Raw genomic sequence first — 26,403 nt, forward strand, 5'->3', positions numbered from 1 at the left:
CCGTCCATCGACCGATCGGATTACCCATGTCAACGACGACGACGATCCCCACGAGCCTGCGACGCTCGATATCGAACACGCTGAAAGGTTCGGCCGGCAACCTGGTCGAGTGGTACGACGTCTACGTCTACTCGGTGTTCGCGGTGTACTTCGAGTCGCAGTTCTTCGACTCCGACGACAAGAACTCCTCCCTCTACGTGTGGGCGATCTTCGCCGTCACTTTCCTCATGCGTCCGATCGGATCGTGGTTCTTCGGCCGCTTCGCCGACCGCCACGGACGCCGGCTGTCTCTCACCGTGTCGGTGTCGCTGATGGCGTTCTGCTCGCTCGTCATCGCCCTCGCCCCGACGGCCGAGGCGATCGGCGCCGGAGCCGTCGTCATCCTGGTCTTCGCCCGCCTGGTGCAGGGCTTCGCCACCGGCGGCGAGTACGGCACGAGCGCGACGTACATGTCCGAGGCCGCCATGCCCGGTCGTCGTGGCTTCCTGTCGTCGTTCCACTACGTCACGCTCGTCGGTGGGCACGTGCTCGCCCAGACGACCCTGCTCGTCATGGTGCTCACCCTCGACGACGAGGCCATCTCGGCGTGGGGCTGGCGCGTTGCCTTCGCCATCGGCGGGGTCGCCGCGGTGGCGGTGTTCTGGATGCGCCGCACCATGGACGAGTCGCTCGAGCAGAGCGTCATCACCGACAACAAGTCGGGCCGTTCGAAGGAGTCCGGCTCGATGCGCGACCTGCTCGTCAACAACTGGCGTCCGCTGCTGCTCTGCTTCGCCGTCACCGCGGGCGGGACCGTCGCGTTCTACACCTACTCGGTCACCGGACCGAACATCGTCAAGACCGCCTTCTCGGGCGGCGACGTCGTGGCCGGCACGATCATCAACCTGGTCGCCCTGACCGCACTCATGCTCATGCAGCCCATCGGCGGCTGGCTCTCCGACAAGGTCGGCCGCAAGTCGCTCCTGGTGTTCTTCGGCGTCGGCGGCGTGCTCTACACGTGGTTCCTGATCACGATGCTCCCGCAGCAGACGAACGAGTTCGCGGCGTTCGCGATCCTGCTCGGAGGCTTCATCATCCTCACCGGATACACCTCGATCAACGCGCTGGTGAAGGCCCAGCTGTTCCCGACCCATGTGCGGGCGCTCGGCGTCGGCCTCGGCTACGCGCTGGCGAACTCGCTGTTCGGCGGCACGGCCCCCCTGCTGTACGCCGGGGCGCAGAGCGCCGAGCAGGTGCCCGTGTTCATCGTCTACGTCACGGTCATCATCGCGGCCTCGCTCGCGGTGTACATCTTCGCCCTGCGCAACAAGGCCCCGAACTGGCTCGACGATGAGCTCCTCATGCGCGAGGCCCAGCAGGCCAAGACGCGCGTACCGGTCTCGTCGCGCTGAGTCGTCTCACCGGATGCCCCTCCCGCACGGGAGGGGCATCCGTCGTGTGGCGAAGGGCCGGGAACGGATGCTGGGAGCCCGCCGACGCGGCCGGAACCCACACATCGACCGGAACGACGAAAGCCCCCGCCGAAGCGGAGGCTTTCTCTCTGGGTGGACCTGAGGGGACTCGAACCCCTGACCCCCTGCATGCCATGCAGGTGCGCTACCAGCTGCGCCACAGGCCCGGATATTTTGTTTTCCGCCCCCTTCGAGGCAACTCCATGAGCTTACAACACAGATCGCGGGCGTAAGAAATCGGCGCGGCCGGGCGTGTCGTCGGTGCCCGTGACCGCGCGGATGACGTCGCGCCGCAGACCCTGACCACGCTCGCTCAGGCTCCTCTGACGGGCCACGTATTCGGCCTTGCCCTCGGCCGTTTCGATGGGGACGGGCAGGTAGCCCCAGTCGCGCAGGTCGTAGGGCGAGGCCTGCATGTCGAGGGTGCGGATGTCGCGGGCGAGCTCGAACGTCGCGAGCAGCAGGGGGCCGGGAACGAGAGGACCGAGCTTCACGGCCCACTTGTACACGTCCATGCCCGCGTGCAGACAACCGGGCTGCTCGCGCTCGGCCTGGTCGTCGCGTGAGAGGGGCGTGCGGTTCAGCGGCACCGCATCGGGCGTGAAGAAGCGGAACGCGTCGAAGTGCGTGCAGCGCAGGTCGTGGGCGTCGACCACCGCGTCGGTCCCGTCGCGGCCGAGCCGCAGCGGCACTGCGTGCCGCACCTCGTCGGCGCGGTAGGCCATGGCCCACTCGTGCAGCCCGAAGCAGCCGAACTGCGCCGGTCGGTCGGCGGTGGCCCGCAGCAGCGAGACGATGCCGCGATACAGGGATCCGCGCTCGGTGCGGAAGCTCTCGGCATCCACGCGCACGCCGTCACGGTCGCTGCGGTACCAGCGCCAGGCGGCGCGCTCGTCGGCGTCGCCGAGCACGACATCGATGCCGGGGTGCCAGCGCCGCAGGATCGCCGGCTTGTACGAGTAGTAGGTGAACAGGAAGTCTTCGACCGGGTGCTTCTCGGCCCGACTCGCCCGCGCGCGATGGTCGGCGGTCAGCGCGTCGGCGCGTGCGGCGTGCGCATCGGCGAGAACGCTCCACTCGGCGCGCGAGAGCGTCGTCGTGTCGAGGACGGCGCTCACTCGACGGCGTCGATCAGCGCGGGGGAGTCGTTGCGCACATTGCCGACGTCGGACGACACGACGTGGTCGTCGAGCGTCTCGGCGACGTCGGGTGCCGCGTCGATCGCGGCGTCGAGCACGTCGCCGACGTTCTCGGTGGTCGGGTCGAGCCAGGCGTCGGCGAAATCGGGGTCGAGGAACAGCGGCATGCGGTCGTGGATCGATCCCAGGCGGCCGATGGCGTCGCGGGTGAGGATCGTGCAGCTGAGCACCCACCGGGCGGGGTCGTCGTCGGCGAGCGAGGGGTCTTTCCACCACTCGTACAGCCCGGCGAAGAACAGCGGCGAGCCGTCGGACGGGTGGATGTAGTGGGGGGTCTTGCCCTCGTCGGTGGTCTTCCACTCGTAGTACCCGGATGCCGGGATCACCGCGCGCCGCTTGATGAGCGCCGTGCGGAACATGGGCTTGTCTTCGACCTCTTCGGCGCGGGCGTTGAACGCGCGGGCGCCGATCTTGACGTCTTTGGCCCACCCGGGCACGAGCCCCCAGCGCGCGACCTCGAGGCGTCGGACGGGGGGTTCGCTCTTGATCGAGTCGAGCACGATGCCCACGCGCGACGTGGGCGCGATGTTGTACGACGGCGGGGGCAGCTCGTCGGCCTCGACGTCGACGCGCAGCACCCCCACGAGCTGGGAGGCCACGTTGGCTACGACGAAACGACCGCACATGCTTCCACCGTACGCGCCCCCTCCGACATCGAGCCGTGTGCGGCGTCCGGAGCCGGCTGCCTTCGCCGCGCGTGCGTGATGGAGGCCGGCGATTCGCACACACGGCCCGGATGCCACGGGGGTCGTGCGCATTGCTGAGGCAACGCCCGGCGACACCCCGCCCGCGCTCAGCCCTCTCGCGAGATGACCCCGGCATCCTGCAGTCGCTCGAGCAGGCCCGCGCCGTCGGACTCGCTCACCCACGGCACCTCGGCGGCCGAGTGGTCGTCGACCACGGTGCGCCCACCGGCCAGCACGGCCTCGGCGGGCAGCAGCCGGCGGATGGCGACGGCGGCGACGCTCCGCGGATTCTCGATGGCGAAGCCGGTGTAGATGGCGTCGTCGTGCTGACCGTCGTCACCGACGAGCAGCCACTTCACCTGGGGGAACTCCCGCGCGAGACGGCGGAGGTTCTGCTCCTTGTGGTCGCGACCGCTGCGGAACCAGCGGTCGTGCGTGGGGCCCCAGTCGGTGAGCAGGAACGAACCCGCCGGGAACAGGTGCCGACGCATGAAGCGCGTCAGGGTGGGCGCGACGTTCCACGCACCGGTCGACAGGTAGATCACCGGCGTACCGGGGTTCTCCCGCGTCAGCCGCTCGAGCATGACCGCCATCCCCGGAACGGGCTGGCGGGCGTGTTCGTCGAGCACGAAGGAGTTCCAGGCCGCGAGCAGCGGACGCGGAAGGGCGGTGACCATGACGGTGTCGTCGATGTCGCTCACGACGCCGAAGCGCACGTCGGAGCCGACGATGAACACGCGGGTCTCGGTGGGCTCGCTGCCCTCGACCGACATGGTGATGTCCTGCCAGCCGGGCGCGAGCGTCGCGGGGAGCTTGGCGTCGATCACCCCGCCACGGTCGGCGGTGACCTCGTGCGTCACCCCGTCGATGACGATGTCGACGCGCGCCATCCCCACCGGAACGGCGGCGAACGCACGCCAGCCGCGCAGGCTCGCGGACTCTCCGGTCGAGGTGCGCTTGATCGGCGGGGCGATCAGCACGCGACCGAGCACGCGCACCCACTCCTCGGTTCCATAGCCCGGAAAGCCGGTGACCACGGGACGCAGGTGGCGGGCGCGCGCCCGACGTTCGCGCCAGCGGTGGAACCGGCGCTCGAGTCGGGCGAACCAGAGCACTTTGGCGCGAGAGGAGCGAGACATTCCGCTCAGTCTTTCACGTCGCCGTCCGCTGGTCCGAGGGAAGTCGTCTCTTCGGCCAGATGGCGACGTTCCGCGCGCTCGATCAGCTTCTTGGCGACGAAGACCAGCACGAGGAACACCACGAGGATGCCGACGAAGAGGTAGCCGGCGTAGTGCAACTGATCGGCGAGCTCGCGGTAGGTGCCCGCGGCGGTGGCCGCGACCGTGATGTACAGCCCGGCCCAGATCAGGCACGCGGGGGTCGTCCAGGCCAGGAACCGGCGGTAGCTGTACCCGCTCATCCCCACCGTCAACGGCACGAGCGAGTGCAGCACGGGAAGGAAGCGCGAGAGGAAGATCGCCGGTCCGCCGCGTCGGCGGAGATACCGGTCGGCGCGATCCCAGTTGCGTTCGCCGAGCTTCTGGCCCAGCCGCGAGGCACGGATGCGGGGGCCGAAGTACCGGCCCAGCCAGAAGCCGAGGCTCTCGCCGATCAGCGCGCCCAGGACGACGGCTGCGCCCAGCAGCACTCCTTCGAGGGGCGACGCGATAGCGGTGCCCGCCACGATGACCATGGTGTCGCCGGGAACGATCAGACCGACCAGCACGCTCGTCTCGAGCACCATCGCGACACCGGCGACGATCGTGCGCAGCACGGGGTCGACGTTCTGAACGACGTCGAGCAGCCACGTGAGGATCTCGTTCACCCCGTCACCCTATGGCCGTCGGCCACGCCTAGCCTGGGAGCGTGCCGCACTCTACCGCCCCGGTCGCCCTCGCCGCGTGGGTCGACCCCGAAGCGGTGTTCCTGCACCTGTTCGCCGACGCCGATCACGCGTTCTGGCTCGATGCCGGGGTCGACGCGACCACGGGGTGGAGCTGGATGGGAACGGGTGTTCCCGACTCCTCGTCCGCCCCGCTGGATCGGGATGCCACCTCACCCGGCGTCGCCTCCGGAGCAGCCGACGAGGCAGCGGGCGCGTTCCGCGGGGGATGGGTCGGCTGGCTCACGTACGAGGGTGACCCGGTCTGGCTGCGGGTGGAGACGTTCCTCGCGTTCGACCACGCCGCACGCCGCGTGTGGGCCTTCGGCGACGCCGAGATCGCCCGGCGCGCGGCCGAGGCGCCCGCGCCGCCGCCGGTGCCCGCCGCGGAGCGCCGGGGTGCGGCATCCGGTCGCGTGACACCCACCCGCTACGCGGAACTCATCGAGGCCTGCCGCGCGCGCATCCGCGAGGGCGACGCCTACCAGCTGTGCCTCACCACGCGATTCACCGTGCCCGGAGCCGTCGACCCCGTGGCGGTGTTCCGGCGCCTCCGCCGCGCCTCGACCTCGCACCACGCCGGCTTCGTGCGCTCCGGCGACACGGCACTGGCGAGCGCGTCGCCCGAGCGCTTCCTCGAGGTGCGCGGCGGGGCCGTGCACACCCACCCCATCAAGGGCACGCGTCCGCGCTCGACCGACCCGGTGCGCGACGCCGCCCTGGCCGACGCCCTGCGCACGGATGCCAAGGAGCGCGCCGAGAACGTCATGATCGTCGACCTCATGCGCAACGACCTGTCGCGGGTGTGCGAGCCGTCGAGCGTGGGCGTCGACCGTCTTCTCGAGGTCGAGAGCTACCCGCACGTGCACCAGCTCGTCAGCGAGGTGTCGGGGCGCCTGCTTCCCGGCACACGCGTCGGTGCGCTGCTCGAAGCGACCTTTCCGGCCGGCAGCATGACGGGCGCCCCCAAGCAGTCGGCGATGCAGATCCTCGCCGGCCTCGAAGAAGCCCCGCGCGGCGTCTACTCCGGCGCCTTCGGATGGATCGGCGACGACGGCGCGGCCGATCTCGCCATGGTCATCCGCAGTGTCGTCGTCGACGCGGATGCCGCCTGGGTCGGCGCCGGCGGGGGGATCACGTGGCGTTCGGTCGCGGCATCCGAAGTCGCGGAGGTGGGGATCAAGGCGCGGGCGCCCCTCGCCGCCCTCGGCGCCGAGGTACCGCCCGGGTGGTGACGTCCGGGTCCGATAGCCTGGACGCTGGCCCCCGCGGCCTCCCCGACCTTCACGATTGGCTTCACCCGTGTCTCAGAATTCCGCACCCGACCCCCGCGAAGGTGGCTTCGACACCCACGCCATCCAGGCGAAGTGGCAGCGAGCGTGGGCCGACAAAGATCCCTTCCGTGCCGGCGGCGACGATGACACGCGCCCCCGCAAGTACGTGCTGGCGATGTTCCCGTACCCCTCGGGCGACCTGCACATGGGTCACGCCGAGAACTACCTGTACTCCGACATCGTCGCGCGCTTCTGGCGTCACCGCGGCTACAACGTGCTCAACCCCATCGGATGGGACTCGTTCGGCCTGCCGGCCGAGAACGCCGCCATCAAGCGCGGCGCCGACCCGGTCGAGTGGACCTACGCGAACATCGCGCAGCAGAAGGAGAGCCTGAAGGACTACGGCGTCTCGTTCGACTGGAGCCGTGTGCTGCACACCAGCGACCCCGAGTACTACCGGTGGAACCAGTGGCTGTTCCAGAAGCTGTACGACAAGGGCCTCGCGTACCGCAAGGACGCCCTCGTCAACTGGGACCCGGTGGATCAGACCGTGCTCGCCAACGAGCAGGTGCTGCCCGACGGCACCAGCGAGCGCAGCGGTGCCGTCGTGGTGAAGAAGAAGCTGACGCAGTGGTTCCTGCGCATCACCGACTACGCCGACCGCCTGCTCGACGACCTGAACCAGCTCGAGGGCTTCTGGCCGAGCAAGGTCATCCAGATGCAGCGCAACTGGATCGGACGCTCGATCGGCGCCGACATCGAGTTCGAGATCGAGGGCCGCGACGAGAAGATCACCGTCTTCTCGACCCGCCCCGACACGCTGCACGGTGCGACGTTCTTCGTCGTGGCGCCCGAGTCCGACCTCGCGGCCGAGCTCGCGGCATCCGCGGATCAGGGCGTGCGCGAGAGCTTCGAGGCGTACCTCGCCCAGGTGCAGCGTGCGACCGACATCGAGCGCCAGGCCACCGACCGGCCGAAGACCGGCGTGTTCCTCGGGCATCACGCGATCAACCCGATCAACGGCGAGAAGCTGCCGATCTGGGCCGCCGACTACGTGCTCGCCGACTACGGTCACGGTGCCGTCATGGCCGTGCCCGCGCACGACCAGCGCGACCTCGACTTCGCCCGCGCCTTCGACCTGCCCGTGCGGGTCGTCGTCGACACCCTCGCCCCCGTCACCGGGGCGATCCCCGTCATCGAGCTCGACGATGACGGCGTGCCGATCGACCCGCTGGGCGACGTCGACGAGACCGACCCGGTGAAGACCGGCATCGCGCTCACCGGAGATGGCCGCATGGTCAACTCGGGTTCGCTGAACGGCCTGTCCAAGCGCCACGCCATCGCGCGCATGATCGAGGAGCTCGAGGCCAAGGGCGTCGGCCGCGCCGCCAAGACGTACCGCCTGCGCGACTGGCTCATCTCGCGTCAGCGCTACTGGGGCACGCCCATCCCCATGCTGCACGGCGAAGACGGCTCGATCACGCCGGTCCCCGCCGACCAGCTGCCCGTCACCCTGCCGTCGGTGGAGGGCCTCGACCTGAAGCCCAAGGGCACCTCGCCGCTGGGGGCCGCGACCGAATGGGTCGAGGTCACCGACCCCGAGACCGGCCAGACGCTGCTGCGCGACCCCGACACGATGGACACCTTCGTCGACAGCTCGTGGTACTACCTGCGCTTCCTGTCGCCGGACAGCTCGACCGAGGCGTTCTCGGCTCGCGAGGCCAATAAGTGGGGCCCCGTCGACTTCTACATCGGCGGCGTCGAGCACGCCATCCTGCACCTGCTGTACGCGCGGTTCATCACCAAGGCGCTGTTCGACATGGGCCTGGTGGAGTTCACCGAGCCGTTCTCGAGCCTCATCAACCAGGGCATGGTCATTCTCGACGGCACCAAGATGTCGAAGAGCAAGGGCAACCTGGTCTTGTTCCAGGAAGAGCTCGACGCGCACGGTGCCGACGCCCTGCGCGTGGCGCTGGCCTTCGCCGGCCCGGTCGAAGACGACAAGGACTGGAACGACGTCTCGACCACCGGAGCGGCGAAGTTCCTCGCCCGCGCCCTGCGCATCGCGCACGACGTCGACAGCGACACCGACGTGGTGTGGGCCGAAGGCGACCCCTCGCTCCGCCGCGTCACGCACCGCCTGCTGGCCGAGGCGCCGAACCTCGTCGAGCAGACGAAGTTCAACGTCGTCGTCGCCCGCCTGATGGAGCTGGTCAACGCCACCCGCAAGGCGATCGACGGAAAGGCCGGCGCGAGCGACCCCGCCGTGCGCGAGGCGGCCGAGGTCATCGCGATGACCCTCGACCTGTTCGCCCCGCACACCGCCGAAGAGATGTGGCAGACGCTCGGCTACACCGGCTTCGTGGGGCTCGCGACCTGGCGCCAGGCCGACCCGACGCTGCTGGTCGAAGACACCGTCACCGCCGTCGTGCAGATCGACGGCAAGGTGCGCGCCACGCTCGAGGTGTCGGCCAAGATCGGCGGCGACGAGCTCGAAGCCCTCGCCCGCGGCGACGAGCGCGTGCTCCGCGCGCTCGGTGAGCGCGAGATCGTGCGCGCGGTCGTGCGTCCGCCGAAGGTGGTCAGCTTCTCGACCAAGTAGGTTCTGATTCCGGATGCCACGTCCCCGGCGCTCCACGGAGCGCGGGGGCGTGGCATCCGTCGTTCTGATCCGACCGTTCGTCCGCCGGCGGCGACCTCGGGTTGCCGTCCGCGTTCGTCAGGGCATATGAGACGCCGCTCCTCCCCAGGGAGGCTTTCCGCGCGAGCGTTCACCGATCGACGTGGGAGGGGCACGAGCGGGTGGGGGTGCTGCCTACTGTCGCGGTGTGACCGAGAACGTCGTCCTCCCCGCCGAGGCCCGGCCTCCCCACGCGGGGGAGCCTCTGCCGGCGCGGGCGCGGCTGGGGGTCGGGGCGGTCGTCGTGCTGGTGCTGCTGGCGTTCGCCGTCACCATCGGGATCGGCATGGTCCGGGGCGCGACCGGGACGGAGGTCGTCGAGCCCGCCGTGTCGGCGTCACCCCCCTCCGCCGCCGACCCGCAGGTCGGTGTCTACGTGCACGTGGCGGGCGCGGTGCGCGAGGCCGGGCTCTACCGGCTCGAGGTCGGCGACCGCGTCGCCGATGCGGTCGCGCGCGCGGGCGGCTTCGCCGAGGACGCCGCACGAGACGGGGTGAATCTCGCGCGGCCCGTTGCGGACGGCGAGCAGATCGTCGTCCCGGTGACGGGGGCGGAGGTCACCGCCGGGGGAGCCGCTCCGGCCGCGGGCGCCTCGGACGGCGTCGTCGATCTGAACACGGCCACGCGCGAGCAGCTCGACACGCTCCCGCGGATCGGCCCCGCTCTGGCCGACCGCATCATCGCGTGGCGCGACGAGAACGGCCGCTTCACCAGCGTCGACGACCTGTCGTCGATACCGGGGTTCGGCGACAAGATGATCGAGGCCCTGCGCGACCTGGTGCGGGTGTGAGCGAGCGGCGTGCGCTGCGGAGACGGGCACTCCGGCCGATCTCGGTGGCCGTCACCACCTGGGGCTTCGCGGGGCTCGCCACCGGGCTCCCCGACGCCCGCGTCCTCGCTCTCGTCCTCGCCGCGGGGGCCGGTCTCGCCGCCCTCGCCTTTCTGGGCAGACGGCACGCGGTCCTCGCCGTCGCCACCATCGCCGTCGCCTGCGCCGCGGCATCCGTGTCGAGCGTGGCTTTCGTGGACGCCGTACGCGAGCAGGTCGACGCTTTGCAGGTGGAGGGCGGCCGGCAGCTCGTGCTCGAGCTCACGGTGACCGGACGCATAGACGGCGCCCCGGACGGCGGGGCGTGGTTCGACGCCGTCGCCACGGAGGTCCGCGCCGGGAGCGTGCAGCTCTCGGGAGACATCCCGGCCCGCATCGGAGTGGATGCCGAGGGGCGCCGGGTCCTCGCCGAGGCCGCGATGGGCAGCGAGGTAGAGGTCGTCGGTCGGGCTCTGCCCGCCGAGCCGGGGGAGCGGGCGGTGCTCGTCGTCCGGGCCGAGGAGGTCGCGAGAGCGGCACCGCCGGGCGGGGTCTGGGGATGGTTGGAGGGGCTCCGCAGCCGCCTCGTCGCATCGACCGACGGACTCCCGCAGCCCGGTGCCGGCCTCGTGCCGGGCCTCGCGGTGGGCGACACCTCGAGCCTCGACGCGGCGACCGAGACCGCGATGACGGTCTCGTCTCTTTCGCACCTCACGGCCGTGTCCGGTGCCAACTGCGTCATCGTGGTCGGGGCGGCCTTCGCCCTGCTCGCCCTCTGCCGCGCACCACGGGGAGCACGTATCGTCGGGGCGCTGCTCGTGCTCGCCGGCTTCGTCGCGCTGGTCACCCCCGAACCCAGCGTCGTGCGCGCCGCGGCCATGGCGTCGGTTGCGCTCCTCGCCCTGGCCCTGGGCAGACCGGCGGTCGGGATCGCCGTGCTGTCGCTGGCGACGACCGTGCTGCTGATCGTCGACCCCTGGCTCTCGAGGTCCGTGGGCTTCGCGCTCTCGGCCGCGGCCACCGCCGCCCTGCTCGTCCTCGCGCGTCCCCTCGCCGCCGGCCTCGAGCGCTGGATGCCGCGGGCTCTGGCGCTCGCGATCGCCGTGCCGGCCTCGGCGCAGCTCGTCTGCGGCCCGCTGATCGTGTTGATCGATCCGCATGTGCCGCTCCTGGGCATCGTCGCGAACCTGCTCGCCGATCCGGCGGCCGCCCCCGCCACCATCGCGGGCGCTCTCGCCGCCATCGCCCCGTTCCCCTGGCTGCAGGACGGACTCACCGCCCTGGCGTGGATCCCCGCCTCGTGGATCGCCGCTGTCGCGCACACGACCGCGGGGATCTCGGCGCAGAACATTCCGTGGCCCGACGGCCTGCTCGGCGCCGGGCTGCTCGGGCTGGTCGGCGCCGCCGTGTTCGTCGCCGTCGTCCGCCCCCGCCGCCTGCCCCGCACCGCGGCCCTCGCCGCCATGGCTTCCGCCGTCAGTCTCGGCCTGATGCTCGGTCAGTCGGCCGTCCGCACGCTCGCGGGGCCGCTCACCGTCCCGGCGGCGTGGCAAGTGGTCATGTGCGACGTGGGGCAGGGCGATGCCACGCTCTGGCGGTCCGGAGCGGCGGTCGCGCTCGTCGACACCGGGCCCGACCCGGCGAGCCTCACCGGTTGCCTCGAGAAGTTCGGGGTGGAGCGCCTCGACCTCGTCGTGCTGACCCACTTCGACCTCGACCACATCGGCGGTGCGTCTGCGGTGCTCGGGCGCACCGACCTCGTGCTCCACGGCCCGACCGACGGGGGCGCCGACCAACGGCTGCTCGAGCGCTTCGCAGTCGCCGGTGCCTCGCTCACGCAGGCGACGGCCGGGACGACCGGCACGCTGGGTGCCACGCACTGGCAGGCTCTGCACCCGCCGCCGCGAGCGGAGCCGGGCAACGACGCCAGCGTCGCCATCGACATCGCCGGCCCGGGCTTTCCCCGCACGACGATGCTCGGCGATCTGGGCGAGGAGGCCCAGGAATCCCTCCTCCGACGCGCCGACGTGCCCCCGGTGCAGGTCGTGAAGGTCGCGCACCACGGCAGCGCCGATCAGGACGCCGACCTCTACCGGCGACTCCACGCCGCGATCGGACTGATCGGCGTGGGTGCCGACAACCGCTACGGCCATCCCACGGCATCCCTCCTGTCGATCCTCGAGAGCACGGGCACGACCGTGGGGCGCACGGATCGCGACGGCGCTCTCGCCGTGTGGATCGACGGGCAGGGCCGTCTGTCCCTCTGGCGCGAGAACGGTCCCGCTGTCGACAACGTTCCGAGCCCGACATCGTCTGTGCCCCGGTAGTCGTGCATGCTCCGGTTCAGGTGGTGTCGGTGGCTGGCCGCACCGGGAAAAGAGCGTCGCACCGGGCCACGCGGGGCGACGCAAGTTGCCGCGTCGTCGTCACGTTCCCGCGCCTCCGCACCGCGGCTTCGATGTCGGACCCGGTCGGTAGGCTGGGGGAGTGACCCCGGCACCCCGACGCTCCGCCCCCGCGAAGACCAAGTCGGCCATTCCCCAGGTGTCCTGGCGCACCCCGCAGCCCGCGCCCGTCGTGCTGATCTCCGGTCCCGAAGAGGTGTGCGCCGAGCGCGCGACCGCCGGCATCCGGGCACTTCTCAAGAGCGAAGACCCGAGCCTCGAGGTCACCGACATCCGCGCCGACGATTACGCCGCGGGCACCTTGCTCGGCGTCACGTCTCCCTCGCTGTTCGGCGAGCCCCGCCTGGTCCGCGTGAGCGGCGTCGAGAAGTGCAGCGACACGTTTCTCAGCGAAGCCGTGTCGTACCTCTCGCAGACGCAAGAGGGCGCCACCGTCATCCTGCGCCACACCGGGGCGAGCGTGCGCGGCAAGAAGCTCCTCGACGCCATCCGTGCCGGGCAGGGCGCCGGCATCGAGATCCCCTGTGCGGCGGTGAAGCGCGACTCCGACCGCTTCGACTTCGCCGTGGGCGAGTTCAAGGCCGCGCACAAGCGCATCGCCCCCGTCGCCCTCCGCTCCCTGGTCTCGGCGTTCGCCGACGACCTCACCGAGCTCGCCGCCGCGTGCCAGCAGCTCATCGCCGACGTCCCCGGCGACATCGACGAGCGCATCGTCGAGCGGTACTACGGCGGGCGGGTCGAGACCTCGGCATTCACGGTCGCCGACACCGCCATCGCCGGGCACTACGGCCCCGCCATGTTGGCGCTGCGGCACGCGCTGGCATCCGGAGCCGACCCGGTACCCCTCGTGGCCGCGGTCGCCATGAAGCTCCGCACCATGGCCCGGGTCGCCGGAACCCGCGAATCCTCGTCGGCGGCCGCGCAACGCCTCGGCATGAAGGATTGGCAGGTCGACCGTGCACGGCGCGACCTGGTCGGGTGGACCGGCAACACCCTCGGCATGGCCATCCACGCCACGGCCCGCGCCGACGCTGAGGTGAAGGGCGCGTCGCGCGACGCGGTCTTCGCGCTCGAGCGCATGATCACGATCATCGCCACCCGCGCACCGTACGGCGGCTGACCGCGCACGGTCGGCTCGCCGGCTGTGGGCTCGCAGGGCAGATCCGTGAGCAGGGGAGGGCGTGGGCTGAGCGGAGGACCGGATCGAGGCCGCGCGTCCTCCGCTCGCCCCTGCCCCTCCGCTCGCCACGGTTCGTCGGCCCACGAGCTCCAGCGGACGGGGACGCCCGCACCTCCTGGCATCCACGCGACGAGGCACGCGCGAGCTCACACCTGCTGCGCGGCGCAGATCCGTGACCAGGGGAGGGCCCGGGCTCAACGGAGGACCGGATCGAGGCCGCGCGTCCTCCGCTCGCCCCCATCCCTCCGCTCGCCACGCCTCATCGGCCCCCGCGCAGTCCACAGCACCCACCCCGACGCCCCCTACGCTTTCGCGCCCTACCCCGGAAACGACGAAGCCCGCCCCGCGTGATGCGGGACGGGCTGTCGGAAAGGTGCGACTCAGAGAGCGGCGACCGACTTCGCGATGGCCGACTTGCGGTTCGCGGCCTGGTTCTGGTGGATGACACCCTTGCTCACGGCCTTGTCGAGCTTCTTGGTCGCGGTGGCGAGCGCCTTGAGAGCGCCTTCCTTGTCACCGGCCAGCACAGCCTGCTTGGTGCGACGCACGTGCGTCTTCAGCTCGCTCTTGACGGCCTTGTTGCGCTCGTGCGCCTTGTCGTTGGTCTTGTTGCGCTTGATCTGCGACTTGATATTCGCCACGTCGACGGTCTTTCGTTTGAAGTGAATATGGAAGAGCCGGGCGAGCGGTAGAGGGACGCTGCACCGGCATCGTGGAGGTCGGGAAAAACCCCACACGCAAGCCAAGGACCAACTCTATCAGGTCGCCGCCTCGACGGTGGTGAGCGCCACGTCGACCAGCGCGTTGAACACGCGGGGCCGCATCGCCGTCACCAGGTGCGTGGTGCGGGGGACGACGATCAGCTCGGCCTCGCGCGCCACCGACACGAACAGCTTCTCGTTGGCGCGCAGTTGGTCCCACTGCCCGTTGATGAACCACAGCGGAACCTCGATGCGGCGCAGCGACGCCAGAAGGTCGAGCACCGACAGGCTCGCCAGGGCGGTGTCCTGCGCATCGAAGGCGTATCCGCCCGCGCCGAAGTCGGGCCGCGTCTCGGGCGGGAGCGTGCGGTCGAGCACGCGGTTGGTGAGCCCCAGGCCGCGGTCGGGCAGGCTGTCGAATCGCCGCGCGAGGAAGCGGTAGGCCGCGAGGCCCACACCCCGCGGGATCGAGGTGCACGATGCGGCGATGAACGCCGCGACCGGCGGCGGGTCCTCGCGCCCCACGTACTCGATGCACAGCAACCCGCCCATCGAATGGCCCACGAGCAGAACGGGGCCGCGGGTCGCGGCATCCTGCACCGCCCGGTCGATCGTGGCGAACGCCTCGTCGAGAGTGAACTCCTCGCCGCGGCGGGTGCCGTGTCCGGGCAGATCGACGGCGACGGCCGGGTTGCCGCGCTCGTCGAGGTGGGCGAGCTGCGCGCGCCACATCGTCGCCGAGGTGCGGATACCGTGCACGAACACGACCTGGACCGTCATGGCATCCAGGGTAGAAGCCGTTCGCTGCCGACCGGCTGTGCGTCGCGTCCCCCACGCGCCACGCGTTCCCGCGCGTGGAACGGGTGATCTCGACCCGCAGGGGACACCCGGATGCCGGACCCCGGGCATCGCGGACGGCGATGTCGGCGCGCCACCGTAGAATCGACGGAACATGTCACCGCGCGCCCTGAAGCCCCTCGAGCCGTCTGCCACTCCGCCGGAGCAGATCCGCAACTTCTGCATCATCGCTCACATCGACCACGGCAAGTCGACGTTGGCCGACCGCATGCTGCAGATCACCGGCGTCGTCAGCGACCGCGATATGCGGGCGCAGTACCTCGACCGCATGGACATCGAGCGTGAGCGCGGCATCACGATCAAGTCGCAGGCGGTGCGGATGCCGTGGGCCACCGCCGACGGCACGTTCGCCCTCAACATGATCGACACGCCCGGCCACGTCGACTTCACGTACGAGGTCAGCCGTTCGCTCGCCGCGTGCGAGGGAGCGATCCTGCTCGTCGATGCCGCGCAGGGCATCGAGGCGCAGACGCTGGCCAACCTGTATCTCGCACTCGAGAACGATCTGACGATCATCCCCGTGCTGAACAAGATCGACCTGCCGGCCGCCGACCCCGAGAAGTACGCGGCCGAGCTCGCCGGACTCATCGGCGGCAAGCCCGAAGACGTGCTGCGCGTCAGCGGCAAGACCGGCATGGGCGTCGAGGAGCTGCTCGATCTCATCGTCGACAAGATCCCCGCCCCGGTCGGCAAGCCCGACGCCCCGGCACGCGCCATGATCTTCGACTCGGTCTACGACGCCTACCGCGGCGTGGTCACGTACGTGCGCATGATCGACGGCTCGCTGCAGCCGCGCGAGCGCATCCAGATGATGTCGACCACCGCGACGCACGAGCTGCTCGAGATCGGTGTGTCGAGCCCCGAGCCCGTGCCCACGCGCGGTCTCGGCGTCGGCGAGGTCGGCTACCTCATCACCGGTGTGAAAGACGTGCGCCAGTCGAAGGTCGGCGACACGATCACGACGCACCGCAAGCCCGCCACCCAGGCGCTGCCCGGGTACACCGATCCGAAGCCCATGGTCTTCTCGGGTATCTACCCCATCGACGGCAGCGACTACGCCGAGCTGCGCGAAGCCCTCGACAAGCTCAAGCTGTCCGATGCGTCGCTGCAGTACGAGCCCGAGACCTCGGTCGCGCTGGGCTTCGGCTTCCGCGCCGGGTTCCTCGGCCTGCTGCACCTCGAGATCATCACCGAGCGCCTCTCGCGGGAGTTCGGTCTCGACCTCATCACCACCGCCCCGTCGGTGACCTACGAGGTCACCACCGACACGGGCGACACCGTCTCGGTCACCAACCCCAGCGAGTACCCCGACGGTCGCGTCGCCTCGGTCTCGGAGCCGATCGTCAAGGTCGGCATCCTGCTGCCCAAGGACTACGTCGGCACCGTGATGGAACTCTGCCAGTCGCGCCGCGGAACGCTCCTGGGCATGGACTACCTCAGCGAGGACCGCGTCGAGCTGCGGTACCACATGCCCCTCGGCGAGATCGTGTTCGACTTCTTCGACCACCTCAAGTCGCGCACGCAGGGCTACGCGAGCCTCGACTACGAACCCGCCGGTCAGCAGACCGCCGACCTCGTGAAGGTCGACATCCTGCTGCAGGGCGACAAGGTCGACGCGTTCAGCTCGATCGTGCACCGCGAGAAGGCCTACGCCTACGGCACGCTCATGGCCGAGCGCCTGCGCAAACTCATTCCGCGCCAGCAGTTCGAGGTGCCCATCCAGGCCGCGATCGGCGCCCGCATCATCGCGCGCGAGACGATCCGCGCCATCCGCAAGGACGTCCTCGCGAAGTGCTACGGCGGTGACATCACCCGAAAGCGCAAGCTGCTCGAGAAGCAGAAAGAGGGCAAGAAGCGCATGAAGATGGTGGGCCGCGTCGAGGTGCCGCAGGAAGCCTTCATCGCCGCCCTCTCGGGCGACGTCGAGGCCAAGAAGTAACGACCGATTCGAGAGGAAGATCATGCGCCGGCAGAACTTCACCGACGACACGGTCGACTACGCGGCGGTGGGCGCCACTCAGGCCCCCGACCTCATGCAGTATCCGCCCGAGCGTTCCGTGCCCGCCGAAGACGCGTGGCGTATCGGCAGCGGCGAAGAGCGCTTCGTCGCCGCGGGCGAGTTGCTGCTCGCGTGGGCGCCGCTGCGCAGCGAAGAGTTGAGCATCACCGACGTGCGTCCCGCGTCGGGCGCCGGCTACGCGGGCGTCGGCTTCGACGCCGAGGGCGCTCCGGTCGCCCCCAGCCGCCTCGAGGCCGAGCAGCGCTTCGCCGCCGACGGCACCCCGTTCGTCAGCCCCGGCACGGGTGTGCGCCTGCACGGCAAGGTCGACGGACACCGCGCCGATGCCGAGCTGCGGGTCATCTCGGTGTTCGAGGAGCCGCGCCGCGTCGGATTCATCCTCGGCACGGTCGGACACTCCATCGTGAGCGGCGAGGAGCTGTTCGCGCTCGAGTGGCGCGACAACGACGAGGTCTGGTTCGTGGTGCGCGCGTTCGACCGCCCCACCGCGCCGTCCTACAAGCTCCTCACCAGCCGCGTGCGCCGTCGTCGCAAGGCGCTGTTCACGCGGTACCTGCGCGCGATCTCGCCGCTGTACACGTCCTGATGGGCGGACCGCTTCCCCTCGGAGACCCCGCGCCCACCGACGGTCGTCTGCCCGACGACCTGACCATCGACCCGTCGGTCGACTTCGGGGTCTACCTGCACGTGCCGTTCTGCCGCGTGCGCTGCGGCTACTGCGACTTCAACACCTACACGGCCAGCGAACTGCGCGGCGCCCGGCAAGACGACTTCGCCGACACGCTCGCCGCCGAGGTACGCCTGGCGGGCGGGGTGATGGATGCCACGGGCGGCCGCCGCACGGCATCCACGGTGTTCTTCGGTGGGGGTACGCCGACGCTCCTGCCTCCCGGCGATCTGGCGCGCATGCTCGACGCTGTGCGCGCGGAATTCGGCATCGCCGAGGGGGCCGAGGTCACCGTCGAGGCCAATCCCGACACCGTCGACGACGCCGTGGTCGAGACGCTGGCCGCGGCGGGCGTCACGCGCGTGTCGATCGGCATGCAGTCGGCCCGCCCGCACGTGCTCGCCGCCCTCGACCGCACCCATGACCCGGCGAACGTCGCGACCGCCGTCGCCGCGGCCCGCCGCGCCGGGCTCGACGTGTCGCTCGACCTCATCTACGGCGCCCCGGGGGAGTCGCTCGACGACTGGCGGGCGTCTCTCGAGGCCGCCGTCTCGCTCGCTCCCGATCACATCTCGGCCTACGCGCTCATCGTCGAAGACGGCACGAAGCTCGCCCGCCAGATCCGCTCGGGCGCGGTCGTGGAGCCCTCCGACGACCTGCAGGCCGACATGTACGAGCTGGCCGACGAGCTGCTCGCCGACGCCGGGTACGACTGGTACGAGGTGTCGAACTGGTCGCGCGGCGTCGCCCACCGTTCGCGGCACAACCTCGCCTACTGGCGCGGCACGGACTGGTGGGGGTTCGGACCGGGCGCCCACAGCCACGTCGCGGGGCTGCGCTGGTGGAACGTCAAGCACCCGGCCGCCTACGCCCAGCGCCTCGCGGCGAACGAGTCGCCGGCCGCCGCGCGCGAGCGCCCCGACGAGACGGCCCGCCGCCTCGAATCGGTGCTGCTGCGCAGCCGCATCCGCGAGGGTCTCGCCGTCGGCGAGCTGCACGGCGAGGGCCGCAAGGCCGTGGCGTCGCTCATCGCCGACGGGCTCATCGAGGGGACGGATGCCATCCGGGGCCGCATCGTGCTGACCCGCCGCGGACGCCTGCTGGCGGATGCCGTGGTGCGCGCGCTCACGGTCTGATCCGCGCCGTCGCATCTCGCGGCGGGACCGCCGGCACGCGCGGGGGATCCGGCATCCGCGAGCCCCCGACGGGGCACGCCGTCGATCGGCGTAGAATTGGCACTCAGTCAAGTCGAGTGCCAGACGGGGAGGAGCAGCGCATGGTGTCGGAACGCGGCCTCCAAGTGCTCCGCGCGATCGTGCAGGATTACGTCGACACGCGTGAACCCGTCGGCAGCAAAGCGATCGTCGACCGGCACGCGTTCGGCGTGTCGGCGGCGACCATCCGCAACGACATGGCGCTGCTCGAAGACGAAGACCTCATCGTCGCCCCCCACACCTCGTCGGGCCGCGTGCCCACCGACAAGGGCTACCGCGTGTTCGTCGATCACCTCGCCGAACTGCGCCCGCTCTCGGGAGCGCAGCGCAGCGCGATCACCTCGTTCCTCGACGAGGCGGGTGATCTCGACGACCTGCTCGCCCGCACGGTGCGTGCCCTGACGCAGTTGACCGGCCAGGTCGCGATCGTGCAGTACCCGTCGTTCGCGCGCGCCAACCTCTCGCACGTGGAGCTCGTCGCCCTCGGCGGCCCGCGCGTGCTCGTCATCCTGGTCACCGACACCGGCCGCGTCTCGCAGCGGATCGCGCTCGTCCCTGCCGAGCCGGTCGAGGCCGACATCGTGCAGCTGCGCGCCCGCGTGGGCGCGGTGCTGGTCGGGCGTTCCGTCGCCGACTGCGCTCAGCAGGTCGCCGCGGTCGTCGCCGACGGACCCCGCCCCGGCATCGCCCTCGACGCCGTCGCCGACGCCGTTTTCCGCGTCGTCGGCGAGGAGCTCGAGGAGTTCCGTCAGGATCGCCTCGTCATGGCTGGGGCGGCGACCCTCGCCAAGCGCGAATCCGACTTCCGCGGCAGCATCTACCCGCTCCTCGAAGCCATCGAGGAGCAGGTGACCCTGCTGCGGCTCATGACCGAGATGGTCGCCGACGAGAAGGGCTTGTCGGCCAGCATCGGCCGCGAGAACGAACCCTTCGGACTGATCGAGGCCTCGGTGCTCGCCAGCCGGTACGACGGCTCGACGGGCGGTGCCCGCGTGGGCCTGCTCGGCCCCACCCGCATGGACTACTCCTCCAACCTCGCGGCGGTTCGCGCCGTCGCGCACTATCTGACCCGGATGCTCGAAGACGACGACAGCGCGCGCTGACGAGCACCCCACCGAGAACGACCCCGCACCCGCGGACAGGAAGGCGATTGTGGCTGACCACTACGAGGTCCTCGGCGTCGAACGAGACGCCAGCGCCGACGAGATCAAGAAGGCGTACCGCCGTCTCGCTCGTCAGTTGCACCCCGACGTGAACCCCGGTGACGACGCGTCCGAACGCTTCAAGCTGGTCACGCACGCGTACGACGTGCTCAGCGACCCCGAACAGCGTCGCCGCTACGACATGGGCGGCGACCAGAACCCCTTCGGCGGGGGCGGGGGAGCGGCCGGCTTCGGCGGCTTCAGCGACATCTTCGAGACGTTCTTCGGCGGGGCCCAGGGCGGCGGCGGCGGGCGTGGACCGCGTCCGCGTTCGCGTCGCGAGCGCGGTCAGGACGCCCTCGTGCGCGTCACGCTCGATCTGGGCGACGTCGTCTTCGGTACCCACCGCGACCTCGACGTCGACACCGCCGTCCTGTGCGAGACCTGCCAGGGAGCCTGCACGCAGCCGGGCACGAGCGAAGTCACCTGCGACATCTGCCACGGCTCCGGTCACGTGCAGCGCACGGTGCGTAGCCTGCTCGGCAACGTCGTCACCAGCCAGCCCTGCAACGTGTGCCACGGACATGGCACGACCATCCCCTACCCCTGCGGCACCTGCCAGGGGCAGGGGCGCGTACGCGCCCGCCGCACCGTGTCGGTCGACATCCCCGCCGGCGTCGAGTCGGGCCTTCGCCTGCAGCTTCCCGGTTCGGGTGAGGTCGGCCCCGCCGGCGGCCCCAACGGCGACCTGTACCTCGAGATCACCGTCGATGCGCACGAGGCTTTCAGCCGCGAGGGCGACGACCTGCTCGCCACCCTCGAGGTGTCGATGCCGGATGCCATCCTCGGCACCACCACGACGATCGATGCCCTCGATGGAGCCGTCGAATTCGAGGTGCGCCCGGGCGTGCAGTCGGGCGACGTGCTCACCATCAAGGGCCGCGGCATCACGCCGCTGCGGGGAAGCCAGCGCGGGGACCTGAAGGTCGGCGTGCACGTCGTGACGCCCACGCGCCTCGACCACAAGGAGCGCGCCCTCATCGAGGAGTTCGCCAAGCGCACGAAGGCCCCCCAGCCGCGCCTGGCCGAGCACCAGCAGGGCATGTTCTCGAAGTTCCGCGACCGCTTCCGGCACTGACCGTGGCACTGCACTTCGTCACCAACGAGGCGGCATCCGCTCAGACGGGTGAGGTCGTGGTGCTCACCGGGGCCGAAGCGCACCACGCCGCAGCGGTCCGCCGGGTGCGGGTCGACGAGGCGGTCACGCTCGGCGACGGCCGTGGGGCATGGCTGTCGGGCCTCGTCACGTCCGCGACGCCGAAGCAGGTCGAGGTGCGGGTGACGGGCCGCGAGGAGCATCCGGCCCCGTCGCCGCGCTTCGTGCTCGTGCAGGCGCTCGCCAAGGGCGACCGCGATGAACTCGCGGTGCAGGCGGCGACCGAACTCGGTGTCGACGCGATCGTGCCGTGGCAGGCGGCGCGGAGCGTCTCGCGCTGGGACGCCAAGGCCGACAAGGGCCTCGCCCGGTGGCGCACCATCGTGCGCGAGGCGGCGAAGCAGGCGCACCGCGCGTGGATCCCCGACGTCGAGGGCATCGCCCGCACGGCCGACCTCGTGCGCCGCGCCGGCACCGATCTGGTGCTGGTGCTCGAGCCCTCGGCATCCGATCGCCTCACCGCGGTCGCCGTCGAAGCCTCCGACGATCGCGACGTGGTGCTGGTGGTCGGGCCCGAGGGCGGGATCGCCCCCGAGGAGCTCTCCGCGCTCGAAGGCGCCGGCGCTCGACTCGTGCGCCTGGGCGACACGGTGCTGCGCACCTCGACCGCGGGGGCGGCGGCGATCTCGGTGCTCTCGGCGTCGCACGGGCGCTGGTGACCTCCCGCCGCGTTCCGATCCTCCCGTCCGGGGCGCGAAACGTCCCGCCCCGCCCGTCCGGGGCGCGGAATGTGCACCGGGGCGCACAACAACCGCCCCGGTGCACGGTTCGCGCCCCGTCCACGAGTCGCACGGCTCGATGCGCCCCCTCGTCCGTCGAGCCTGCCCCCGACCTGCGTGTCGGAGCCCGTCACTAGACTGGATGCCATGAGCGAACCGTCGATCTTCACGCGCATCCTGCAGGGCGAGATCCCCGCCGAGATCGTCGCCGAGACCGAGAACGCCTTCGCGATCCGCGACATCGCCCCGCAAGCGCCGGTGCACCTGCTCGTCATCCCCAAGTCGCAGCAGTACCGCAACGTCGTCGAGCTGGCGGCGGGCGACCCCGACCTGCTCACCGAGCTCGTGGGACTCGCAAACAGCGTCGCCGCCGAGCATGCCGACGGCGACTTCCGGTTGATCTTCAATACCGGCGAGGGCGCCGGCCAAACCGTCTTCCATGTGCACGCCCACGTCCTCGCGGGTGGCCTGAACGAAAAGAGCGTGGGTGTCTGACTCCGCCGAAGAATCCGTCGTCGACCGCATCGAGGTCGACGGCGTGGCCATGGTGCAGCTCCTCGGACCGCAGGATCGCCTGCTGCGCGTCGTCGAGAAAGAGCACCCCGGCGTCGACGTGCACGTCCGCGGCAATGAGATCACGCTGTCGGGGACCGCTTCGGCTGTCGCCGCGGCGCGGGGCCTCGTCGACGAGCTGCTCGCGATGACCCGCTCGGGTCACGGCCTCGACCCCTCCGACGTGAAGAGCTCGAACCGCATGCTCTCCGACGGCGGTCCCCGTCCGTCCGAGGTCATGGGCGAAGCGATCCTGTCGTCGCGCGGCAAGGTCATCCGCCCCAAGACCGCCGGGCAGAAGGCCTACGTCGACGCGATCGACGAGAACACCATCGTGTTCGGCATCGGCCCCGCCGGTACCGGCAAGACCTACCTCGCCATGGCCAAGGCCGTGCAGGCGCTGCAGCGCAAAGAGGTCGCCCGCATCATCCTCACCCGCCCCGCCGTCGAAGCCGGCGAGCGTCTGGGCTTCCTGCCCGGCACGCTCACCGACAAGATCGATCCGTATCTGCGCCCGCTGTACGACGCGCTCAACGAGATGATGGACCCCGACATCGTGCCGAAGCTCATGGCGACGGGCACGATCGAGGTCGCACCTCTCGCGTACATGCGCGGACGCACGCTGAACGACTCGTTCGTCGTGCTCGACGAGGCGCAGAACACCACGCCCGAGCAGATGAAGATGTTCCTCACGCGCCTCGGCTTCGGCACGCGCATGGTCGTCACCGGCGACATCACCCAGGTCGACCTGCCCCAGGGCGCGTCGGGTCTGCGTCTCGTCACCCGCGTGCTCGACGACATCGACGACATCCACTTCTCGCGCCTGACCAGCGAAGACGTGGTGCGTCACAACCTCGTCGGTCGCATCGTCGACGCGTACAGCGAGTACGACGAGAAGCGTCTCGTCGCCCGCCGTGAGCGCGACGAGGCCTCCGAGTTCGCCACCCGTGCGGAGCGACGCGGCTCGAGTGCCGCCGGTCCCCGCGATCACCTCCCGAGACGAAACCGCTCATGACGATCGAGATCAACAACGAATCCGACCACCAGATCGACGAGCAGGTGCTGCTGCGCCTGATGGAGTACAACCTCGGCGAGCTGCACGTCAGCGGCGACGCCGACGTGGCCATCGTGCTCGTCGACGAGGGCGCCATGGAGTCCCTGCACGTGCAGTGGATGGACGAACCCGGCCCGACCGACGTGCTCAGCTTCCCGATGGACGAACTGCGACCCGGGTCGGAAGATGCGCCCACCCCGGCGGGTCTGCTCGGCGACATCGTGCTGTGCCCCGCCGTCGCCGAGACCCAGGCGGTCGCGGCGAAGCACTCCACGCAAGACGAACTGATCCTGCTCACCACCCACGGACTGCTGCACCTCCTCGGCTTCGATCACGCCGAGCCCGATGAGGAGCGCGAGATGTTCGGTCTTCAGCGCGAGCTCATCGCCGGCTTCCAGGCCGTCGAGCGCCAGCGCCGCGCATGACCGAAGCGCTCCTGCTCGTCGCCGCCGTCCTGCTCGTCGCCTTCGGCGGGCTGATGGCGGCGTTCGAGGCCGCGCTCGGGGTCACCTCGCGCACCGACCTGCTCGAGCTGGGCGCCTCGGGGCGCAACGCCACGTCGCTGCGTCGCATCGCCGACGACACCAGTGCGCACGTGACGGCTGTCGTGTTCATCCGCGTGCTCGCCGAGACCACCGCCGCGGTGCTCGTCACCGCGGCGTTCATGCTGCTCTTCGACGACATCTGGCTGGCCGTCGCGGCCGCCGCCGTGCTCATGACGGGCATCTCGTTCGTCGCCGTCGGGGCGAGCCCCCGCTCGGTCGGTCGCCAGCACGCCCGCGGTCTGCTGCGCGGCGGGGCACCCGTCATCCGGGGCATGCGCATTCTGCTCGGGCCCCTCGCGCACGGCCTCGTCGCCGTCGGCAACCGCGTCACCCCCGGAGTGCCGCACTCGACGTCGTTCGCGTCAGAGGAACAGCTGCTCAGCATCATCGACGAAGCGGCCGAGAATGAGCTCATCGAGCAGGACGACCGCGAGCTCATCCACTCGGTGTTCGACTTCACCGACCGCTACGTCCGCGAGGTCATGGTCCCGCGTACCGACATGGTGACCGTCGGGGCCGCCGCCACCTCGCGTGAGGCCCTCGCTCTCTTCCTCGAGAAGGGCGTCTCGCGCGTTCCCCTCGCCGACGACGAGGCCGACGACGTCGTGGGGATGCTGTACCTCAAAGACCTCGTGCAGTTCGGCTTCCGCGACGAGGCGGGGTGGCGCGACGCGCCGATCCGCCGCATCGCCCGTCCGGCGGTGTTCGTGCCCGAGTCGATGAAGGCCGAGACCCTGCTGCAGCAGATGAAGAAAGACGCCGTGCACGTGTGCTTGGTCGTCGACGAGTACGGCGGCGTGGCGGGCCTCGTGACCCTCGAAGACCTGATCGAGGAGCTCGTGGGCGAGATCGCCGACGAGTACGACGCGCCCACCAGCGAGATCGTCGAGCTCGACGACAACCGGTACCGCGTGAACGCGCGCTTGGGCCTCGACGAGGTCGGCGACCTCTTCGGTCTCGAGCTCGACGACGAAGACGTGGATTCGATCGGTGGACTGCTGGGCAAGGCCCTCGGCCGCATCCCCCAACCGGGGGCGACGGCGGAACACTCCGGTCTCGTCATGACCGGCGGGGCATCGCGCGGCCGCAACCGCGGCATCGCCACGGTGATCGTGGAGCGCGCCGAGACTCCGAACGACGACAACGCCGAGGCCGATGGCCCCGCGCGTGAGAGGAACGACAGATGACCGACACCCGATCCGGTTTCGTGACCTTCGTGGGCAGGCCGAACGTCGGCAAGTCCACCCTGACCAACGCCCTCGTGGGCGAGAAGGTCGCGATCACCAGCGAGAAGCCGCAGACCACGCGTCGCGCCATCCGCGGCATCGTCAACCGCCCCGGCGGTCAGCTCGTGCTCGTCGACACCCCCGGCATCCACCGCCCGCGCACCCTGCTCGGACAACGTCTGAACGACCTGGTCGAACAGGTGCTGGGCGACGTCGACGTCATCGCCTTCTGCGTTCCGGCGACCGAGAAGGTCGGTCCGGGTGACCGCCGTATCGCCGAGTCACTGTCGGGGTACCCCCGCGCCAAGAAGGTCGCGCTGGTCACCAAGACCGACGCCGCCTCGCGCGATCAGATCACGCAGCGCCTCGTCGAGGTCGACGCGCTGCGCGAGGACTGGGCCGCGGTCATCCCGCTCTCGGCGATCACCCACGACCAGCTCGACGTGCTCAGCGACGAACTCCTGGCGCTCATGCCCCAGGGGCCCGCGCTGTACGACGCCGACATCGTCACCGACGAGACGCTCGAAGATCGCATCGCCGAGATCATCCGCGAAGCGGCGCTGCACGGCGTGCGCGACGAGCTCCCGCACTCCATCGCGGTCACGGTCGATGACGTCGCCGCGCGCGAGAACAGCGACCTCACCGACGTGTGGGCCAACATCGTCGTCGAACGTGACAGCCAGAAGGCGATCATCATCGGCCACAAGGGCTCCCGCCTGGCCGACGTCGGTGCGCGTGCGCGCGCGGGTATCGAGCCCCTCGTGGGCAGCCGGGTGTATCTCTCGCTGCACGTCCGCGTGGCCAAGGAATGGCAGCGCGACCCCAAGCAGCTCGGACGCCTCGGCTTCTGACTCCCACCCGGCCGCGCCGCACCCGCGCCGCGTTTCCGGGCGCACATGAGACGAACGACACGACGAAAGGTGC

At 70.6% G+C, this 26,403-nt stretch carries 23 protein-coding genes and 1 tRNA gene; 17 read left to right on the plus strand and 7 right to left on the minus strand.

The genetic code is table 11. The features are described 5' to 3' along the window. The first annotated feature begins 26 nt into the window (after nucleotides 1–26). Nucleotides 27–1,391, plus strand: coding sequence for an MFS transporter (locus ASG45_RS10695; RefSeq protein WP_055836964.1), 1,365 nt, complete (start codon nucleotides 27–29; stop codon nucleotides 1,389–1,391). Between the two features lie 154 nt (nucleotides 1,392–1,545). Here ASG45_RS10695 and ASG45_RS10700 read toward each other — a convergent pair. The 5 genes from ASG45_RS10700 to ASG45_RS10720 form a co-directional block, all read right to left on the minus strand. Beyond that, nucleotides 1,546–1,618 (minus strand) — tRNA-Ala (locus ASG45_RS10700). 42 nt (nucleotides 1,619–1,660) lie between these two features. Next, complete coding sequence (locus ASG45_RS10705) at nucleotides 1,661–2,569, minus strand: hypothetical protein (RefSeq protein ID WP_055836967.1); 909 nt, start codon at nucleotides 2,567–2,569, stop codon at nucleotides 1,661–1,663. Then, a complete protein-coding gene (locus tag ASG45_RS10710; RefSeq protein ID WP_055836970.1) occupies nucleotides 2,566–3,276 on the minus strand; it encodes an SOS response-associated peptidase in 711 nt (236 codons plus the stop codon). Before ASG45_RS10710 ends, ASG45_RS10705 begins: the two co-directional genes overlap by 4 nt. A 167-nt stretch (nucleotides 3,277–3,443) precedes the next feature. Further along, nucleotides 3,444–4,475 (minus strand): App1 family protein, encoded by a 1,032-nt coding sequence (locus tag ASG45_RS10715; RefSeq protein ID WP_055836972.1) that lies wholly within the window; start codon nucleotides 4,473–4,475, stop codon nucleotides 3,444–3,446. A gap of 5 nt (nucleotides 4,476–4,480) precedes the next feature. Further along, a complete protein-coding gene (locus ASG45_RS10720) occupies nucleotides 4,481–5,161 on the minus strand; it encodes a DedA family protein (RefSeq protein ID WP_055836975.1) in 681 nt (226 codons plus the stop codon). A gap of 41 nt (nucleotides 5,162–5,202) precedes the next feature. Here ASG45_RS10720 and ASG45_RS10725 point away from each other — a divergent pair, with 41 nt between their 5' ends. The 5 genes from ASG45_RS10725 to holA all read left to right on the plus strand — a co-directional run bounded on the left by ASG45_RS10725 (nucleotide 5,203) and on the right by holA (nucleotide 13,505). Beyond that, nucleotides 5,203–6,453, plus strand: coding sequence for an anthranilate synthase component I family protein (locus ASG45_RS10725; protein WP_055836978.1), 1,251 nt, complete (start codon nucleotides 5,203–5,205; stop codon nucleotides 6,451–6,453). A gap of 67 nt (nucleotides 6,454–6,520) precedes the next feature. Further along, nucleotides 6,521–9,094, plus strand: coding sequence for a leucine--tRNA ligase (gene leuS / locus ASG45_RS10730; RefSeq protein ID WP_156459428.1), 2,574 nt, complete (start codon nucleotides 6,521–6,523; stop codon nucleotides 9,092–9,094). A 226-nt stretch (nucleotides 9,095–9,320) separates the two neighbouring features. Further along, complete coding sequence (locus tag ASG45_RS10735; RefSeq protein WP_055836984.1) at nucleotides 9,321–9,962, plus strand: helix-hairpin-helix domain-containing protein; 642 nt, start codon at nucleotides 9,321–9,323, stop codon at nucleotides 9,960–9,962. A gap of 44 nt (nucleotides 9,963–10,006) precedes the next feature. Beyond that, on the plus strand, nucleotides 10,007–12,307 hold the full coding sequence (locus tag ASG45_RS10740; protein ID WP_055836987.1) for a ComEC/Rec2 family competence protein: 2,301 nt from the start codon (nucleotides 10,007–10,009) through the stop codon (nucleotides 12,305–12,307). A 160-nt stretch (nucleotides 12,308–12,467) separates the two neighbouring features. Continuing rightward, entirely contained in the window at nucleotides 12,468–13,505 is a 1,038-nt protein-coding gene (gene holA / locus ASG45_RS10745; protein WP_055836989.1) for a DNA polymerase III subunit delta, read from the plus strand. A 440-nt stretch (nucleotides 13,506–13,945) separates the two neighbouring features. Here the strand turns inward: holA and rpsT are convergent, their stop codons facing one another. Both rpsT and ASG45_RS10755 read right to left on the minus strand, forming a co-directional pair. Beyond that, nucleotides 13,946–14,206 carry a 30S ribosomal protein S20 gene (gene rpsT / locus ASG45_RS10750; RefSeq protein ID WP_055836993.1) on the minus strand — a complete coding sequence of 87 codons (261 nt, stop codon included), beginning with the start codon at nucleotides 14,204–14,206 and terminating at the stop codon, nucleotides 13,946–13,948. A gap of 117 nt (nucleotides 14,207–14,323) precedes the next feature. Then, nucleotides 14,324–15,046 (minus strand): alpha/beta fold hydrolase, encoded by a 723-nt coding sequence (locus ASG45_RS10755; RefSeq protein WP_055837002.1) that lies wholly within the window; start codon nucleotides 15,044–15,046, stop codon nucleotides 14,324–14,326. A gap of 172 nt (nucleotides 15,047–15,218) precedes the next feature. On the opposite strand from ASG45_RS10755, the gene lepA reads away from it, so the two are divergent. The 11 genes from lepA (at nucleotide 15,219) to era (ending at nucleotide 26,330) form a co-directional block, all read left to right on the plus strand. Then, nucleotides 15,219–17,063 carry a translation elongation factor 4 gene (lepA, locus tag ASG45_RS10760; protein WP_055837006.1) on the plus strand — a complete coding sequence of 615 codons (1,845 nt, stop codon included), beginning with the start codon at nucleotides 15,219–15,221 and terminating at the stop codon, nucleotides 17,061–17,063. Nucleotides 17,064–17,085: 22 nt separating this feature from the next. Continuing rightward, nucleotides 17,086–17,730: a DUF1990 family protein gene (locus tag ASG45_RS10765; protein ID WP_055837008.1), complete on the plus strand. Its 645-nt coding sequence runs from the start codon at nucleotides 17,086–17,088 to the stop codon at nucleotides 17,728–17,730. Continuing rightward, nucleotides 17,730–18,947 (plus strand): radical SAM family heme chaperone HemW, encoded by a 1,218-nt coding sequence (hemW, locus tag ASG45_RS10770; protein ID WP_055837011.1) that lies wholly within the window; start codon nucleotides 17,730–17,732, stop codon nucleotides 18,945–18,947. Before ASG45_RS10765 ends, hemW begins: the two co-directional genes overlap by 1 nt. A 140-nt stretch (nucleotides 18,948–19,087) precedes the next feature. After that, nucleotides 19,088–20,128 (plus strand): heat-inducible transcriptional repressor HrcA, encoded by a 1,041-nt coding sequence (hrcA, locus tag ASG45_RS10775; RefSeq protein ID WP_055837014.1) that lies wholly within the window; start codon nucleotides 19,088–19,090, stop codon nucleotides 20,126–20,128. 49 nt (nucleotides 20,129–20,177) lie between these two features. After that, nucleotides 20,178–21,305, plus strand: a complete 1,128-nt coding sequence (gene dnaJ, locus ASG45_RS10780; RefSeq protein ID WP_055837017.1) for a molecular chaperone DnaJ — start codon at nucleotides 20,178–20,180, stop codon at nucleotides 21,303–21,305. A gap of 2 nt (nucleotides 21,306–21,307) precedes the next feature. Then, nucleotides 21,308–22,042, plus strand: a complete 735-nt coding sequence (locus ASG45_RS10785; protein WP_055837021.1) for a 16S rRNA (uracil(1498)-N(3))-methyltransferase — start codon at nucleotides 21,308–21,310, stop codon at nucleotides 22,040–22,042. Nucleotides 22,043–22,249: 207 nt separating this feature from the next. After that, nucleotides 22,250–22,597 carry an HIT domain-containing protein gene (locus ASG45_RS10790; RefSeq protein WP_055837024.1) on the plus strand — a complete coding sequence of 116 codons (348 nt, stop codon included), beginning with the start codon at nucleotides 22,250–22,252 and terminating at the stop codon, nucleotides 22,595–22,597. A 49-nt stretch (nucleotides 22,598–22,646) separates the two neighbouring features. Continuing rightward, the gene (locus ASG45_RS10795) at nucleotides 22,647–23,669 is read left to right on the plus strand and encodes a PhoH family protein (protein WP_235561613.1); all 1,023 of its coding nucleotides are present in this window, start codon (nucleotides 22,647–22,649) and stop codon (nucleotides 23,667–23,669) included. Beyond that, the gene (gene ybeY / locus ASG45_RS10800; RefSeq protein ID WP_055837030.1) at nucleotides 23,666–24,133 is read left to right on the plus strand and encodes an rRNA maturation RNase YbeY; all 468 of its coding nucleotides are present in this window, start codon (nucleotides 23,666–23,668) and stop codon (nucleotides 24,131–24,133) included. Before ASG45_RS10795 ends, ybeY begins: the two co-directional genes overlap by 4 nt. Beyond that, nucleotides 24,130–25,440: a hemolysin family protein gene (locus ASG45_RS10805; RefSeq protein WP_055837033.1), complete on the plus strand. Its 1,311-nt coding sequence runs from the start codon at nucleotides 24,130–24,132 to the stop codon at nucleotides 25,438–25,440. The genes ybeY and ASG45_RS10805 overlap by 4 nt, the downstream gene beginning before the upstream one ends. After that, nucleotides 25,437–26,330, plus strand: a complete 894-nt coding sequence (era, locus tag ASG45_RS10810) for a GTPase Era (protein WP_055837036.1) — start codon at nucleotides 25,437–25,439, stop codon at nucleotides 26,328–26,330. Before ASG45_RS10805 ends, era begins: the two co-directional genes overlap by 4 nt. The last annotated feature ends 73 nt before the right edge of the window (nucleotides 26,331–26,403 follow it).

This window comes from Microbacterium sp. Leaf436 (assembly GCF_001424715.1).
GTDB lineage: Bacteria > Actinomycetota > Actinomycetes > Actinomycetales > Microbacteriaceae > Microbacterium.

Excerpts from the sequence above, each read along its gene's own strand:
- ybeY (WP_055837030.1), top strand. The coding sequence starts at position 23,666 with ATGACGATCGAGATCAACAACGAATCCGACCACCAGATCGACGAGCAG.
- ASG45_RS10715 (WP_055836972.1), bottom strand. The coding sequence starts at position 4,475 with ATGTCTCGCTCCTCTCGCGCCAAAGTGCTCTGGTTCGCCCGACTCGAG.
- ASG45_RS10710 (WP_055836970.1), bottom strand. The coding sequence starts at position 3,276 with ATGTGCGGTCGTTTCGTCGTAGCCAACGTGGCCTCCCAGCTCGTGGGG.
- hrcA (WP_055837014.1), top strand. The coding sequence starts at position 19,088 with ATGGTGTCGGAACGCGGCCTCCAAGTGCTCCGCGCGATCGTGCAGGAT.
- ASG45_RS10805 (WP_055837033.1), top strand. The coding sequence starts at position 24,130 with ATGACCGAAGCGCTCCTGCTCGTCGCCGCCGTCCTGCTCGTCGCCTTC.
- ASG45_RS10790 (WP_055837024.1), top strand. The coding sequence starts at position 22,250 with ATGAGCGAACCGTCGATCTTCACGCGCATCCTGCAGGGCGAGATCCCC.
- hemW (WP_055837011.1), top strand. The coding sequence starts at position 17,730 with ATGGGCGGACCGCTTCCCCTCGGAGACCCCGCGCCCACCGACGGTCGT.
- ASG45_RS10765 (WP_055837008.1), top strand. The coding sequence starts at position 17,086 with ATGCGCCGGCAGAACTTCACCGACGACACGGTCGACTACGCGGCGGTG.
- lepA (WP_055837006.1), top strand. The coding sequence starts at position 15,219 with ATGTCACCGCGCGCCCTGAAGCCCCTCGAGCCGTCTGCCACTCCGCCG.
- ASG45_RS10695 (WP_055836964.1), top strand. The coding sequence starts at position 27 with ATGTCAACGACGACGACGATCCCCACGAGCCTGCGACGCTCGATATCG.
- ASG45_RS10755 (WP_055837002.1), bottom strand. The coding sequence starts at position 15,046 with ATGACGGTCCAGGTCGTGTTCGTGCACGGTATCCGCACCTCGGCGACG.
- era (WP_055837036.1), top strand. The coding sequence starts at position 25,437 with ATGACCGACACCCGATCCGGTTTCGTGACCTTCGTGGGCAGGCCGAAC.
- ASG45_RS10795 (WP_235561613.1), top strand. The coding sequence starts at position 22,647 with ATGGTGCAGCTCCTCGGACCGCAGGATCGCCTGCTGCGCGTCGTCGAG.